This window comes from Pseudoalteromonas sp. Z9A6 (assembly GCF_011378805.1).
Classification (GTDB): Bacteria; Pseudomonadota; Gammaproteobacteria; order Enterobacterales; family Alteromonadaceae; genus Pseudoalteromonas; species Pseudoalteromonas distincta.
Genome location: NZ_WTKZ01000005.1, coordinates 1 through 14,897 on the forward strand (window position 1 = coordinate 1; position 14,897 = coordinate 14,897).

General features: G+C 37.9%; 9 protein-coding genes and 2 pseudogenes. 5 read left to right on the forward strand and 6 right to left on the reverse strand.

Annotation, left to right across the window (positions count from 1 at the left end):
* The first annotated feature begins 327 nt into the window (after positions 1-327).
* The 5 genes and pseudogenes from GQR53_RS02970 to GQR53_RS02990 all read left to right on the forward strand — a co-directional run bounded on the left by GQR53_RS02970 (position 328) and on the right by GQR53_RS02990 (position 7,254).
* Positions 328-1,122: a VOC family protein gene (locus GQR53_RS02970; RefSeq protein WP_165742830.1), complete on the forward strand. Its 795-nt coding sequence runs from the start codon at positions 328-330 to the stop codon at positions 1,120-1,122.
* An 88-nt stretch (positions 1,123-1,210) separates the two neighbouring features.
* On the forward strand, positions 1,211-1,576 hold the full coding sequence (locus tag GQR53_RS02975; protein WP_002959878.1) for a hypothetical protein: 366 nt from the start codon (positions 1,211-1,213) through the stop codon (positions 1,574-1,576).
* Positions 1,573-3,906, forward strand: coding sequence for a fatty acid cis/trans isomerase (locus tag GQR53_RS02980; RefSeq protein WP_165742831.1), 2,334 nt, complete (start codon positions 1,573-1,575; stop codon positions 3,904-3,906). The genes GQR53_RS02975 and GQR53_RS02980 overlap by 4 nt, the downstream gene beginning before the upstream one ends.
* A 131-nt stretch (positions 3,907-4,037) precedes the next feature.
* Positions 4,038-5,767: pseudogene (locus GQR53_RS02985) on the forward strand (response regulator).
* 76 nt (positions 5,768-5,843) lie between these two features.
* Positions 5,844-7,254: pseudogene (locus GQR53_RS02990) on the forward strand (ATP-binding cassette domain-containing protein).
* A gap of 47 nt (positions 7,255-7,301) precedes the next feature.
* On the opposite strand, the gene GQR53_RS02995 reads toward GQR53_RS02990, so the two are convergent.
* The 6 genes from GQR53_RS02995 to GQR53_RS03020 form a co-directional block, all read right to left on the reverse strand.
* Positions 7,302-8,180, reverse strand: a complete 879-nt coding sequence (locus GQR53_RS02995; RefSeq protein WP_033038531.1) for a TraB/GumN family protein — start codon at positions 8,178-8,180, stop codon at positions 7,302-7,304.
* A gap of 49 nt (positions 8,181-8,229) precedes the next feature.
* Positions 8,230-9,666 carry a HAMP domain-containing sensor histidine kinase gene (locus tag GQR53_RS03000; RefSeq protein ID WP_165742832.1) on the reverse strand — a complete coding sequence of 479 codons (1,437 nt, stop codon included), beginning with the start codon at positions 9,664-9,666 and terminating at the stop codon, positions 8,230-8,232.
* Positions 9,647-10,321: a response regulator transcription factor gene (locus GQR53_RS03005; protein ID WP_007377292.1), complete on the reverse strand. Its 675-nt coding sequence runs from the start codon at positions 10,319-10,321 to the stop codon at positions 9,647-9,649. The genes GQR53_RS03000 and GQR53_RS03005 overlap by 20 nt, the downstream gene beginning before the upstream one ends.
* Positions 10,322-10,384: 63 nt before the next feature.
* Positions 10,385-12,331 (reverse strand): LTA synthase family protein, encoded by a 1,947-nt coding sequence (locus GQR53_RS03010; protein WP_165742833.1) that lies wholly within the window; start codon positions 12,329-12,331, stop codon positions 10,385-10,387.
* Complete coding sequence (locus tag GQR53_RS03015; RefSeq protein ID WP_007377290.1) at positions 12,322-12,693, reverse strand: diacylglycerol kinase; 372 nt, start codon at positions 12,691-12,693, stop codon at positions 12,322-12,324. Before GQR53_RS03015 ends, GQR53_RS03010 begins: the two co-directional genes overlap by 10 nt.
* Positions 12,690-14,360, reverse strand: a complete 1,671-nt coding sequence (locus tag GQR53_RS03020; RefSeq protein WP_165742834.1) for a phosphoethanolamine--lipid A transferase — start codon at positions 14,358-14,360, stop codon at positions 12,690-12,692. The genes GQR53_RS03015 and GQR53_RS03020 overlap by 4 nt, the downstream gene beginning before the upstream one ends.
* Positions 14,361-14,897: the final 537 nt, after the last annotated feature.

The window sequence follows — 14,897 nt, forward strand, 5'->3', positions numbered from 1 at the left end:
TCAAATTGTAGAAAGCCCGACTAGAAATAGTCGGGCTTTTTTACGTCTGCAGAAAAGTGATTCAGGGATTCTTCTAGAGCGAAGGACTTCTTAGTAAATAATTTATATCGATCAGCAATAATATTTAATCAATTTGAGGGATTAAATCTGACCCTAACTGCGTTAAAAACCTCAAATATGAAACACCTGAATAACGAATTTTTGCCCTTCTTTTATCGACTCCGCTTAGTTATTGCTCTAATCTCAATTTATAGTCTGTTCCATTATCTCGTTTATAAAATGTGACAGAGTTCGTTTAGGTAAAATTAGAATAATAAGGGCTTAATCATGAGTAAAGTTGAAAACCATCCGCATGGTATTTTTTGTTGGTCAGAGCTTTGTACGCACAATTGGAAAGACGGTAAGGCGTTTTATACATCATTATTTGATTGGGGGCATGACGATCAACCTATTGGAGAGAACATATACTACACCATGCTACAAAAGCAAGGTGATGATATCGCTGCAATGTACGAAATGCCTAAAGAGCAAATTAGTGCAGGTATCCCAAGTCATTGGTTGGCTTACATTGCCGTCGATAATGTTGATGATTGTGCGCTAAAAGCAAAAGAACTGGGTGCTGAAGTTATTGCCGGTCCTCATGATGTTATGAATGCAGGTCGCATGCTTATGCTAAAAGATCCAGTAGGCGCAACTGTTGCACTATGGCAGGGGAATGAGCATACAGGTTGTAAGCACTTAGGTGAATTAAATACGCCTTATTGGCATGAGTTAGCAACAAGAGATAGTAAAGTAAGTCGAGACTTTTACTGTGCTTTACTAGGCTGGGAAAGCGAAATAAAGCCTATGGAAGGGATGGACTACATTTTATTTTTAGTCGATGGACAACCAATTGCCGGTATGCTTGAAATGACAAGTGAATGGCCTGATGATACCCCTGCTCATTGGATGATTTATTTTGCAGTAGAGAGTTGCGATGTAATTGTTAGCAAAGCCGCTAGCTTAGGTGGACAAGTATGTGTTCCTGCAACAGATATCCCCGATGTTGGTCGTTTTAGTGTTATATGCGACCCTCAAGGTGCTGCATTTTCGGTGATCGAATCTGTTATGGATGACGTTTAAACACAGTTACATTAGCTTTAGCGTTAATTTGCTCGCTAGTTTGATATAATACTCGTCAATTAAATCGTCAGAAAGTGCAGAGAACGCAATGGAATTTGAACAAGATAGTAATTTAACCCTCCCTTTATTTCTATTAGATGAATCATTAAGTAATAGAGACTTAGAGCAGCCTGATTTTGAAATATCAATTGGACTTGATGATGAGTTACTTGCTCAAATTTGCCAGAACCCAAGTGAAGATAGCAGTGTCGCTATTACTGTTAGCGGTTATGAGTTGCTTATAACTAATCCTCTGTACTTAGCTATATTAGATCAAGAGCACGATGCGCAGATAACATTAACGCATGGCCCTCTTTTAAGTATTGTTTTGAATACTGAAGGTCAGAATACATTCGTTTCTCCTCAAATGGATATGATGCCCACATTTGATTTAGGTGATGAGGACGACGAATGAGAAAAATACTAATAAGTACGATAGCACTCATTATTTTAAGTGGTTGTGCATATTTGGGAAATGCTCACTACGATGATCTTTTTGGACCTGAACAAACACAAGAGAGAATGGTGCCTCATACCACAGGTGCTGGTGCTGATTTTTTACAAAATGTAAAACCTGTACTCGATACCCGCTGCGTCGTTTGTCATGGTTGTTACGATGCACCATGTCAACTGAAGCTCTCATCCCCTGAAGGTATTGACCGGGGGTTGAGTAAAGAGCTTGTTTACGATGGAACTCGTTTATTGGCAACGACCCCAAGCCGTTTATTATTTGATGCAACTAATACTCAGCAATGGCGAGAAAAAAACTTTACGCCAGTGCTAAATGAGCGCGTGCAAAGTGAAGAAGCTAACTTAGCGGGCAGTGTGTTATTTAATAGCTTAGTGTTAAAGCAAAGCCATGAATTGCCAGTAAATGAAGTGTTAGGTGATGAGTTTGACTTTTCGTTAGCGCGTTCGCAAACCTGCGCAACAATGGGTGAGTTCGATCGATTGGCAAGTGATCAACCTCATGGCGGCATGCCTTATGGTTTACCTGGTGTTTCGCGTGAAGAGTTTAATCATTTACAGAACTGGCTTAAAGGTGGTGGTAAAATGTCACATATTCAGCCACCGAGTAAATATGATCAGAATAAAATAGCGGGCTGGGAAGCATTTTTAAATCAAGATAGCTTAAAGTATCAGTTATCAGCACGGTATATTTATGAGCATTGGTTTTTAGCACATATTTATTTTACTTCAGAAAACCCACAAAGCTTTTTCAAACTAGTTCGCTCAAGTACGCCTCCTGGTGAGGAAATAAAGTTAATTAACACGCGTCGCCCATACGATGACCCTAAAGTTAGCCGTGTTTATTATCGTTTTATGCAAGAGCGTACAACCATACTTTCTAAAACACATTTACCTCTTGAGCTTAATGAAGCTAAATTACTGCGTTTATATGAGCAGTTTATTGCACCAGATTATACGGTTACGCAAATGCCGAGTTATGAGGCTAAGGCAGCATCTAACCCTTTTAAAACTTTCGAAGTTATTCCAATTAATTCTAAGTATCAATTTATGCTTGATGAGGCAGAGTTAATTATTATGGGCTTTATAAAAGGGCCTGTTTGTCGTGGTCAGATTGCTTTAAATGTTATAAACGATCATTTTTGGGTGGCGTTTGCTGATCCTGATAAGGTTGCGACCCCTGCTGTAGGGGAAATGCTAATGCAACATGAAGAGGCATTAGAGCTTCCTGCCGCTGAGGAAAGTAATGCCTTACCCATTTCTAGCTGGGTTAAATATTCAGTTCGCGAGAAAAAGTATTTACAGGCGAAAGTTGAGCTGGCTAACAAAATGTTCAAAGGTGGTGAGCACCTTACAACAGACTTACTTTGGAAAGGTGATGGGCATAATAAAAATGCGGCACTAACTATTTTCCGCCATTTTGATAGTGCAACTGTAGTTAAAGGTTTTATTGGTCAAGAGCCTAAAACCACCTGGATATTAGATTATGCTTTGTTTGAGCGTATTCACTATTTGCTTGTAGCAGGCTTTGATGTGTACGGAAATATAGGCCATCAATTAGTGACACGCCTATATATGGATTTTTTACGTTTAGAGGGAGAGCAAAACTTTTTAGCATTGTTACCTGAGGCTAAACGTAATCAAATCAAAAAGCAGTGGTATCGTAACTCACCACCTGACTTATCTAAGTTCTTTAAAAATAACCGAGAATTTAGTCAGCCAAGTGGTATTAACTATAAAACTGATGATCCACAGCATGAGCTATATACTTTGATGAAAGAAGCCTTAGCGCCAGTTTTAAGTGAAAGATACAACTACACTGAAGTACCAAAGCCGTTAAATGTAGTAAGTAACATGCCAGCAAAAGCGGTAAACTTGTTACCTCAGCTTTCCTTTGTACTTGTAAAGCAAAAAGATGATAGCCATAAGGGCTACACTATTATTCACCATAATGCGCACTACAATATTTCTAGTTTACTAAACGAAGATGGTCAACGTGCTTATGAAGAAGATACCGCGACTATTGTTCCTGGCTTTATCGGTGATTACCCCGCAGCTATTTGGTATTTAAATAACGAGCAGCAAGTAAATGCTTTTGCCGAGCAATTGCCTATGATGCAAATAGAAGCCGATTATGGTGCTTTGAAATCTAAGTTTGGTATTCGACGTACTCATCCACAGTTTTGGCAATACAGCGATATATTGCACGATACAGCTAAAAAGTATCGTGGGATAGAATATGGAATGTTCGATTATAATCGATTAGAGAATCGCTAATATAATTTTACTACTATGGCCCAGCTTGATGCTGGGCTTTTTTATTGGGTATTAATAATTCGCTTAATTATTTTGACTGATTCTTCGTTTTAAAAAATTAGTCTACACTTATATAAAAAACTGGTTTATACATGTTCAATATTATTAAAAGCGTGAGAACACGTTACCGATGGGCACTAATTGCAATAGCGCTATTAATAAGTGGCTCTGCTTTATTAATGCAGCATAGTTTTTCTGTTCAGAAGTTTGATGCAAAAATTATTAACATCGCTGGTAGCCAGCGTATGCTCTCACAGAAAATTGCTTGGCACAGTAATGCTATGCTTAACATCAGTAATTACTCGCCAGCTCATACTGAGTCACTTGAGAAGTCCCTCAATACATTTAAAAAGTCCCATCAAACATTATTAACTAAAAACTCTGATGACGAATACATTTACTTAAATCCAGCGTTAGTAGACTTATATTTTGGTGAAACGATAGGGTTAGATAAAGCGGTATTTGACTATATAGAACAAACAGAGCGGCTTTTGTATCAGCAAGGAGAGATAAACCACTCAGTATTTTCTATAAAGCATGTTGAAACGTTATTAACAAAGCTTGATAAGGCAGTGAGCTTATTTGAATCTCAAGCTGTTAAAAAAGTAAATTGGGTCGCCAACCTAGAGATACTATGCTGGTTATTGGCAATGACATTATTACTTATTGAGTTAAGATTTGTTTTTATACCAATGGAAAAAGAGGTTTCAGACACGCTTTTAGAGCTACAAAAACAAAAAGATTTTGTTTATCAAACAAGTCAAAATAAAGAACATTTTATTGCCAGAGCTAGTCACGAATTTAGAACACCTTTGCAGGGACTTATTACGTCTATTGAGGAGCTAGAGGTTTCTGATAAACAGCAAAGCGTTAAAACCCAGCTAACTATTGCGCGCTTAGGTTAATAGCCATATTAGATGAATTACAAGACTTGCAGGCTTTAAGTGCAGGTAAATGGGTACCGCATTTAAATGACGAAAACCTTTTAGAGTCGTGTAATAAAGTAGTAATAGCTTACAAGCATGCGTGTAAGCAAAAAGGCCTAAAACTAGTTAGCTCTTTAGATGAATCGTTAAATTGTGTATGTAAATTGGATCATCAACGTTTGCAGCACACACTTACAGAATTAATTAGTAATGCAATTAAGTTTACACAAAAAGGTGAAATTACTGTTTCAGCTAAGCTTTTAAATGATGAATTTCATTTAACAGTGAGTGACACTGGCAGTGGCTTTTCGAAGAAGATTACCAGTCTTGAATTTGACTCATTTAAACAAACCAATCACTTTCAAGGGTTGAGAACAGGCCTAACCCGGGTTCAATACGTTGTAAAAGCACTGCATGGTGAAATTACTTTTACAAATAATAAAACTCATGGTGCTTTGGTGTCTTTGTGTTTACCAGTAACAATAAGTAAAGCCCTCCCAACACCTCTTAAAGTAAACGACAAGCTAACGTGTTTAGTCGTTGAAGATAATCCATTAAACACCATGTTATTAACCCGCATACTTAGCTTATTAGGTTTAAGCTATGATTGCGCTGAAAACGGCAAAGTCGCGTGTGATATGGTGAGTGAAAATCAGTACGATATTGTTTTTATGGACTTAAATATGCCTGTAATGGATGGGTTTGAGGCGATTAAAAAAATACGCTCTGATCTTAATAAAATAATGCCAATTATTGTTATAACAGCAAATACTTCACAAAATGATATAGAGCGAGCTTATAAATACGGGGCTAACCTTCATATGCATAAACCAATAAGTCAGCAAGCAATTAAAGACGCATTAAATAGTATTAGCGTTGTTAGTGAAATAAATTAATTTTGCAGATAACAAGCTTGCTAAGCACTTTTAATATACGTTAACTTGCTGTTTTAAGGTTTATTAGGAAAAGTTAGTGCAGTCAATTACGCTTGAGCAATTTAATGGTTACTTACAAGGACAAGGCAAAAGTCGTTACGACATATGCAACCTAGATTGGCAAGTTAATCTAGGAGAACATTGGCTGCTTCTAGGTGCTAATGGAGCCGGTAAATCTGCTCTGACAGCTGCGTTAATCGGTGAAGCTAAGTGCGAAAGTGGTCAGCGTAATAAGTAGTATTAATAAGCTTATGCTCGTGTCTTCAGATTCGCATAAACAGTTACTAGCCCAAGAATTAGCGCATGAAAAGCACAGCCTCGTTAAAGATCTTATTTTTACAGAGCATAGTAATAATGATGAGTTATTAGCGCAGCTAATAGAGTTATTTAAATTTAGCTCATTACTAAATAGGCATTTTAGAGACCTTTCAACGGGTGAAACTCGTAAACTCCTACTTATAAAAGCACTCAGCTCCCATAGTGAGTTAGTCGTGCTTGATGAGCCATTTCATGGACTCGACGTACAATCTTGCCAGCAGCTCAATAAAATACTCATAGAACTTAGCCAAACTATTACTTTTGTTTTTGTACTAAACCGCCTAGACGAAATCCCTTCATTCATTACTCACTATGGCTATGTAAGCCAAGGTTGCTTGTTACATACTTTAGCAAAGCCAGACAGTGAGCAATTGAGTGATTTACTAAAACTACTTCATTTAGAACATACCTCATTGGATGTGCCATCTCCTGATACCGAACAAGAGCAAAAGGCATTCACCGGTAATACCTTAGTTAAATTGAGTAATGCTAAAGTTAGTTACAGTGATGTAAGCATATTCAAAAATCTCAATTGGACTATAGAAAAGCATCAGCATTGGCAGCTCAGTGGAGCGAACGGTTCAGGCAAAACATGCTTATTAAATTTAATAACAGGTGATAACCCACAGTGTTATAACAATGACATTGAAGTGTTCGGTTTTAAACGTGGGACAGGGGAGAGTATTTGGGATATAAAACAGCATATTGGTTTTATATCTAACGCGCTACATATGGATTACCGCGTAAGTATATCGGCTTTAAATACTGTTATTTCAGGATTTTACGATAGCATAGGTTTATATCAAAAACCGAGCGACGCACAAATTAATATTGCTCAACAGTGGCTGGCATTTATTGGTTTAAGTGATAAACAAAATACCTCATTCACCCAGCTATCGTACGGCGATCAGCGTATGTTGTTAATTGTGCGGGCTATGGTAAAACATCCAACGTTACTTATTTTAGATGAACCTTGCTTAGGCTTAGATGAAGCAAACAGGCAACGTGTACTGCTACTAATAGAGAAAATTTGTGCTGCCAATACAAGTACTGTGATTTATGTAAATCATCATGCGGCAGACAAAATTAAAGGAATAGAGAATTACTTAAAAATGGAAGACTTTCATTAAAAGCTCAGAGAAAGGTTGAGGGGGAATTCACTCAACCCATTTTTATTTTAAAGACGAGTAACGCTAAAACCTTTATCTCGAAGTTGTTTAAGTAACCCGTGTTTTTCAGGTAAATGCAGAGCGCCTACAGCAATAAATAGTTGCTCGTTTGCTAAACGCGGTGTGAGTTGTTTAACCCAATTATTATTGCGGTTAGTTAGCATTACTTGCTCGCTAATTTCACCGTAATTACTGTCATCAAAACTCATGTTGTAGTAATCGGTTAGTGTATCCATGTCACCGCTTTTCCATGCATTAACTAACTTGATAAAGTAAGTATTAATATCGGCTAGTTGCTCAAAGGTTTCTTCAATCATTTCATTGCTTAATAGCGCCATACCATCAAACATTTGTAGTTGTTGCTCTAGGGTTTCAAGCTCGCCAATTTTAATATTATGCTCTTTAGCATAACTAAGCACTTGCTTGTCTATACCGGTTTTATCTGAATATCCTGCATTTTGAAATTCAATTTGCATCATAGTCACCATAACAGCCCAAGGCTTTAAGCCATTAAACATAGCAATATCAATCGACTTTTTAGCAAAGTAATCTTTTAGCTTGGTATAATTTTGCTTTGAAAGCTCAGTTTGCAGTGTTTTACCGTCACTTAGCATCATAAATGGCATTGAGCGCTGCTGCATTTCAAGTGGAGTAAGTTTGCTTATATCAACTTCAACAATCACTTCTTTGCTTGCGCTAATCGCATCGGTTACATTTTTAGGTAAGCCTTTCATGCTGGCATCACCAACGTGTACGGTGCCAAATAAGTAAGAGCTAACGCCATTTTTTTCTATTTTATATAAGGCAGGAGCAGCATAGCTGTTAAGGCTAAATGTTATAAGTAATGCCACAATAAAAAAGTGGCTAATACGGGTAAGAGCATTCATGGTTTGTCCTTAAAATCTCAAAATTAGTAGTGTAAATACTAACCTAAATTTACTTCAGAGGTAACGTTAATATAAACGTTAACGTATTGTTTTCGGTATTACTGGCCGTAATAGTAAAGCCATTTAAGTTACATAAGCTCTGTACAATTGATAATCCTAAACCATGGCGCTGGTTATTAGTTCTAGATGAATCTAGCTGATAGAGCGGGTCAAAAATAGCAGTTAGCTGTTCATTACTTAGTGGTTTATTTACTTTGTTACTAACAGAGATGGTCATGTTTGTGCTGTTATTTACGGCAGTTAATTTAATTGGCGCCTCAGGAAGTCCATAAAATAGTGCGTTATCGATTAAGTTACATAAAATGGTATTTAAACTAAATTCGTCAGCATTAAGTGTAATCTCGTCACTTATTTCGTTATTTAAACGCGTTTTAATACTTGGATGCTTAAAGGTCAGCTCATCAATAATTTGATTTACTAAGTTATTTAGCATGATATTTTGTGCATCCAATTGCATAGCACTACTACTTGAGCGCTGCAATAATAAGAGGTTGCTAACAATCGTTTTCATACGCTGTGAAATATTAAGCACATCACTGGTATAGGTGTCGCTAATGCGTTTATCGTCAGGGTAGCGAATAGCCACCTCTGAGAGGCTTATGAGTTCAGCTATTGGGGTTTTAAGCTCGTGTGCAATGTCGCTTGTTAGGCGTTTTTCATTACTATAGAGTTGCTGATTAACGGTAATAAACTTATTTAGCTCGTTACGTATAGGTTCTATTTCTTCTACTTTAAAGTCGCTTTCTATTGTTTGCGCAACACCGGTAATATCGAGTAACTTAATTTGGTCGTTTAAATTGTGTAGAGGATGCAGGCCTTTATTTACAATACGTGTCACTAAATAGCGCACACCAAACACACCAAGCACACAGGTTAAAATAAAGACTACATCAATAATAATCAGTACTTTATTAAGTTCGGCTGTCGGCGCTGCGATTGCAAGCGTCATGGTATTAAAAACAGCAGAGTGAGTGGGATTTCTATCATCTTTTTGGGCTACAAAGTGACTTATAAGTGCTCGGCCATCACGCCTGTTAGGAAGCTCGTAATCTATAATTTTAGATTCGTTTATCGGCATTTCTAAAAAAGGCAGGTTAGCATTTTCATAAAGCGCTAATGAGTCCGAGCGCTCAAACACATCACGGCCATGCCATAACTGGTAAAACTCCGTGGCATCGGCTGCTTCATACTCCGACATAAACTCACCAGCAAAATCAAATTCAACCACGTTGTTGTCATCTTCAACTAAGGTTTTTAAGTAGTTAGCTTTGTTAGTTAAAGACTGATTAAACTGATCTTCCACCCAAGTATCAACACTTAAATCAACGGTTAAAAATATGGTGAATAAAATAACTGAGATCACGGCGCTAATATTATTAACGAGTTTACGTTTTATTGAGTGATTTTTATTTTGTTGTTGCGACATAACCAAATCCACGTTTATTTTTTATCGGGAGCTCGCCATCAAACTGTCTTACTTTTTTACGTATGGTTGAGATGTGTGCTTCAAGCGCATTTTTAGAGAGCATATCAAACTGACCTACCACCGCTTCACTTATAAGCTCAAGCCCCAATACTCGCTCTGGGGCGTTAAATAAGCATTCTATTATTTTATATTCATTGCGCGTGAGCTCAATGGCATGTTGCTTGTAGTGAAGAGTTTTAAGCGAGAGATCTAATACGCAATCACCTACGGTAAGGGTATTTTGTTGATTTTGCAGTGAACCACGACGAAGTAATGCAAGGACACGAGCATGGAGTTCTTCAAACGAAAATGGCTTAGTTAAATAATCGTCAGCGCCTTTCATAAGGCCGTTAATTTTATCTTGAGGCTCACTTCGTGCCGATAAAATTAGCACACGGCTTTGGCTATTACTGCTGCGCAGTGCTTGTAAAATACTCATGCCATCAACGCTCGGTAACATTAAATCAAGTACGAGGAGGTCGTAGTTTCCACTTAGTGCCATACTCAGCCCTTCTGAGCCATCACCAGTTTCATCTACGGTAAAACCAAGGTTGCTAAGGCCAACTTGCAAGCTGCGTCTTAATGCTTCTGAGTCTTCAATAACGAGGATTTTCATGTTTACTCGGTTTATAAAAATAGCCTTGTTACTTTAACAAGGCTTTATTATCAAGTCACTTGGTTAATGATACCAACCATTTGTGTAGGCTAAATTACCTAAGTTAGCGTGGGCTAGGGCTTTTTTAACTAGTTGCTCATCGTTTTCACATGGTACAAGCTGGTTATTGCTATACGTATAGGTGGTTGCTGGTTTTTGTGGTTGTAACACCACCACTTTATTATCGTGCATGTAGGCAAAGTTTTTGTCGTATTGCATCATTGCGCGTTGTTTGTTGTCGCTAATTGGCTTTGATAAATCATGACCTATCATTGGGTGCTTACCACTTGCGCCAATTAAAGACAGTAGAGTAACAGGGATATCGAGCTGGCTGGCTAGTTGGCTATCTCGTTTATGGGTAATACCTTTTCCAAAAATAACGGCCGGAATTTTAAAGTGATCAACCGGTACTAAGTTTGAACCCGATACGCGCGAGTCGTGATCGGCAATAACTATAAATACAGTATCATCCCAGTAGCTCGATTTTTTAGCTTTTTCGATAAAGGTGCCTAGTGCGTAATCAGCATACTTGGCAGCATTATTACGGGTTTGTTTTTGTTTATCGTACAGCGTTATTTTATCGTCAGGAAAGTCATACGGGCTATGATTAGAGCTTGAAAATATAAGGCTAAAAAAGGGGTTGTTTTGATTTTTAAGCTTAGTAAGTTCTATATCGGCTTGGTCGTACAAGTCTTCGTCTGATGCGCCCCACGAGCCATTAAAGTCTATTTTTTTAAAGTTATTTGTATCTACGATACTTTTAAAACCGTTGCCTAAAAAGAAGCTGCGCATGTTATCAAAATGACTTTCGCCACCATAAATGAACTGCGTGTTGTAATTTTGCTTCGCTAAAAAATCAGCAATGGTAAAAAAGTCGCGTTGTGATTTATCAAGCTTAACAACTGCACGCGAAGGCGTTGGTGTAAACCCTGTAATTACTGCCTCAATTCCACGTACTGAACGTGTGCCCGTGGCGTATAAATTATCAAACCCCCAGCCTTGTTTATAAAGGGCGTCTATATTAGGTGTAAGCGGTAAACCGCCAAGCGTGCCTACATAACGAGCACCTAAACTTTCTTGTAAAATAATGACTAAATTTTTGGGTTTACCTGTATTACTTGCGCGATGAAACGTTTTTGTAGGGGCGGTTACATCGCTAAATGCGGCTTGCGTATTTTGCATGTTATTACGCACAATACTAAGTAATTCATCGGTGGGCATTTTACCGTAATAGTCTTGGCTCGATTGCTCATTAGAAAGTTGCTTAACTGCAAACGCGACGCTATAAAGTGAGTTAAGGGTTAAGTCGTTAAGTAAGTGATCAGTAGAAAACGAGACCATGGCGGGATTAAGTGGTCTGTGCCCTAATGAGTTGCGGGCGCCAAAAATAGTTAAGCATACTAAAATAAGCGCTAAAATTGATTGATTTAAACCTGTTAGTGATGACTTGCTTTGCCATTGATTGCTAAATATTTTACTTGCAAATTTACAGCTTAAAATAAGTGCTATAACAGCAATAAATACTTCTAACTTATAGCCTGAAAAAATCATTTTTGAGACTTCTTTAGGGTAAATTAAATATTCTATAAATAAGCGGTTTGGGCGTAAATCGTACTCGTTTATAAACGTAGGCGTAATCACTTCAAAAAAAACAAGTAAAGCAGACATCGTCACTAAATAAATTTTAATGAGGCCGCGTACTTTATTTTGCCACCCTACGCTTTGCATCAGTAAAATAAGTAGTAATGCGGGCATAATAATGTAGCTTAGAGTGGCTATATCAACTCTTAAACCACCTATAAATATAGATAACCACGCATGCGATCCAAATACACGCTCCCCTTGCCATACACTTAATCCAAAGCGAGCAAGTGTTAAAAAGCTAAGTGCCACAACAGCAAATACAACAAAAGTCCATACAGGGCCAAGTGCATTTTGTATTTTAGGTATAAAAGTTAGCTTTATGCCCATAACACAGCCCACCAAATAAGTGCGGCAATTAGCATAGCTATAAACACGCTTGCAGAGGCTATATCTTTAGCTAGCCCCGAAAGCTCATGGTATTCACTGCCAATTCTATCAACTACAACCTCAACTGCCGTATTTACCAGCTCAGCAAACAATACAAAAAGCAGGCTAGCTATAAGCAGTAATTTATCCTTTAGTGCAATTTCTTGTAGCCATACAAACACACCCAATAATGAAAACAGTGCTAGCTCTTGTTGAAACGCTGCTTCAAATCGACTCATCCATTTTAAGCCGTTAAAAGAATGGCTTAAGGTAAAAATAAGGCGCATTAAGCCTTGGCGTTTTATAACGGTTTTATTACTCATAGTTTTATTTCGCTTGGTGTTGTTTGGCAGTTAGCAAGTAAATCGAGCGATGCCTGATACGTTTTGCTTTTAATGCCAATTAAATTTAAAAGGGTGTGAAAAATATTGTTGTGTGAGCGTGCAGCGCGGGTGTCTAAATTAGCTAAACAGGTATTAGTAATGCGCTGATTATGCTCATCAGCCCACATATAAAGAGGAACGTGCGTTTGTGTGCTAGGTGCAAAGCTATACGGAAAACCATGTAAATAAGCACCGGCTTCGCCAAGTGATTCACCATGATCAGAGACATATAAAAACTGCTTATCTATGTTGTTTGGCAGCGCTTTTAATTGCTCAATTACCTGGGCGTTAACAAAGTCGCTGTACGCAATTGTGTTGTCGTAGGTATTAACTAATTCATCGAGTGAGCAGTTTTGAATGTCGCTTCTGTCGCACGTGGGCGTAAATTGCTTAAATTTTTCTGGGTAGCGTTTAAAGTAGGTTGGTCCGTGTGAGCCCATCATGTGTAGGACGATAACGGTATTAGCTTGGTTTAAATTAGCGAGTTTGCGCTTAAGTGGAGCAAGCAGTGCTTCATCAAAACAATATTTTCCATCGCAAAGCGCTGATGGGGTGATTGGGATATCAATGTTAACAACACGGGTGCATACGTTTTTACAGCCGCTGTTGTTATCAACCCACAGTACGTCGCTGCCAGCTTGTTGTGCTAAATCAATCAGGTTTTGTTGGTTGTCGGCAGCTAATCGATCAAAGTTATCTTGTGTTTGCAGTGAAAACATACACGGCACAGACACTGCAGTAGCGGTGCCACAAGACGCCACATTATTAAAATACGTCACATTATACTTTTGTGTATAAGGGTTGGTGTTGCGCTTATAACCTTGATACGCAAAGTTTTCTGCTCGTGCGGTTTCGCCAACAACCATAACTGTTACGCTGGTGGTGTTAGGCGCAATAAGAGTGGGTGTTGCATCTATATTTTTAAATTCTATATTGGTATACAGCAGCTGATCGCGCATATATTTATAACCGCTAGAGAGGTATTGAAACGGAATAATTTCTTTTTTCAAAATGCGGTTGTTACGACCAGTGGCTGCGTAATCGGCGTAAAAGTTAGCGACCACTAAAGCAATTAGTGAGCAGCACGCTACAATAAGTTTTATACGACTAATTGCTTCTTGGTGAGGGCGGGTAAAGTGTATTTTTACTTTGCTTAATATAAAAACAGGTAGCGCACAAAACAGTAGTAGAAAGCCTATGAGCTGCGGATTTAAATAGCTCAGCGCTTCGCTTGAATCAGTTTCGAACGTGTTTTGAATCATTGAATAGTCAAACACGACGCCGTAATTTAATGAGCCGTAAAGTACGGCACTCGAAATTATCAGTAAAAGGTAGTTAATTGGTTTTAGTAACCACCTAACCGACACTATTGAAAAGAAAATAATTAAAAGGCATAACAACAGCAGTGGCACTGAAAGTAAAAATAGCCATGAAAAAGATGCAAGGGAGGTGATGGCGCTAAACGAACCTTGAATAAAAGGAATGTTTATAACTAAACAGTAATAACAGGCAATCATCACTACAAAGGCATTTGCACTACAGTGAATGTAAAACCGCTTACTACGATTTGGCTTTTTTTGTGCTGGTGTTTGGCTAGTTATGTTCATATTTAGGCTCGTTTAAAATAACAACGCCATGCTATGCAACAACACTTAAGAGTCGCTTAAGAGAACCTACGCATTACCTGAAGGTGATAAATAATTTTATTTATAAAAATATTCTCAAAAATTAATCAAACCTTAAATAAGGGATATAAGAATAGTGAATTTCTGAGATTAAAATTAGAGCATAAAAAAACCACTACCAGCTTGTATAATGAATTTTAAAACCTGATAAATTGCCTTTTAGTCTTTTTGTTAGATTAACTTTGGTGTTGACTTAAAGGGCCTAGCGCGGTACTAATATAAAAAGAGAGCGAAGGAATAACCTTCGCGATAATTGAACAAAATTTGGTATTGATTACATGCTTACAAACGCACTTAACCTAGTCCTGATTATTATCGTGGTGATTATCCCCGCGAGGGCTTCGTAGTGCTTTAAAAACTTAAGCATTAAAAAAGCCCTCCGCACTTAACCGTTCGGAGGGCTTTTTAGTTTTAAGGGTAAAATTTGTAATTGGGTTGTCACTGAGGAATGAGGGTTTA

Bases quoted from the DNA above. Each gene is read 5' to 3' on its own strand.
- GQR53_RS03015 (WP_007377290.1), bottom strand. From the start codon at position 12,693: ATGAGTAATAAAACCGTTATAAAACGCCAAGGCTTAATGCGCCTTATT.
- GQR53_RS02995 (WP_033038531.1), bottom strand. From the start codon at position 8,180: ATGAATGCTCTTACCCGTATTAGCCACTTTTTTATTGTGGCATTACTT.
- GQR53_RS03000 (WP_165742832.1), bottom strand. From the start codon at position 9,666: ATGTCGCAACAACAAAATAAAAATCACTCAATAAAACGTAAACTCGTT.
- GQR53_RS03005 (WP_007377292.1), bottom strand. From the start codon at position 10,321: ATGAAAATCCTCGTTATTGAAGACTCAGAAGCATTAAGACGCAGCTTG.
- GQR53_RS03020 (WP_165742834.1), bottom strand. From the start codon at position 14,360: ATGAACATAACTAGCCAAACACCAGCACAAAAAAAGCCAAATCGTAGT.
- GQR53_RS02970 (WP_165742830.1), top strand. From the start codon at position 328: ATGAGTAAAGTTGAAAACCATCCGCATGGTATTTTTTGTTGGTCAGAG.
- GQR53_RS03010 (WP_165742833.1), bottom strand. From the start codon at position 12,331: ATGGGCATAAAGCTAACTTTTATACCTAAAATACAAAATGCACTTGGC.
- GQR53_RS02975 (WP_002959878.1), top strand. From the start codon at position 1,211: ATGGAATTTGAACAAGATAGTAATTTAACCCTCCCTTTATTTCTATTA.
- GQR53_RS02980 (WP_165742831.1), top strand. From the start codon at position 1,573: ATGAGAAAAATACTAATAAGTACGATAGCACTCATTATTTTAAGTGGT.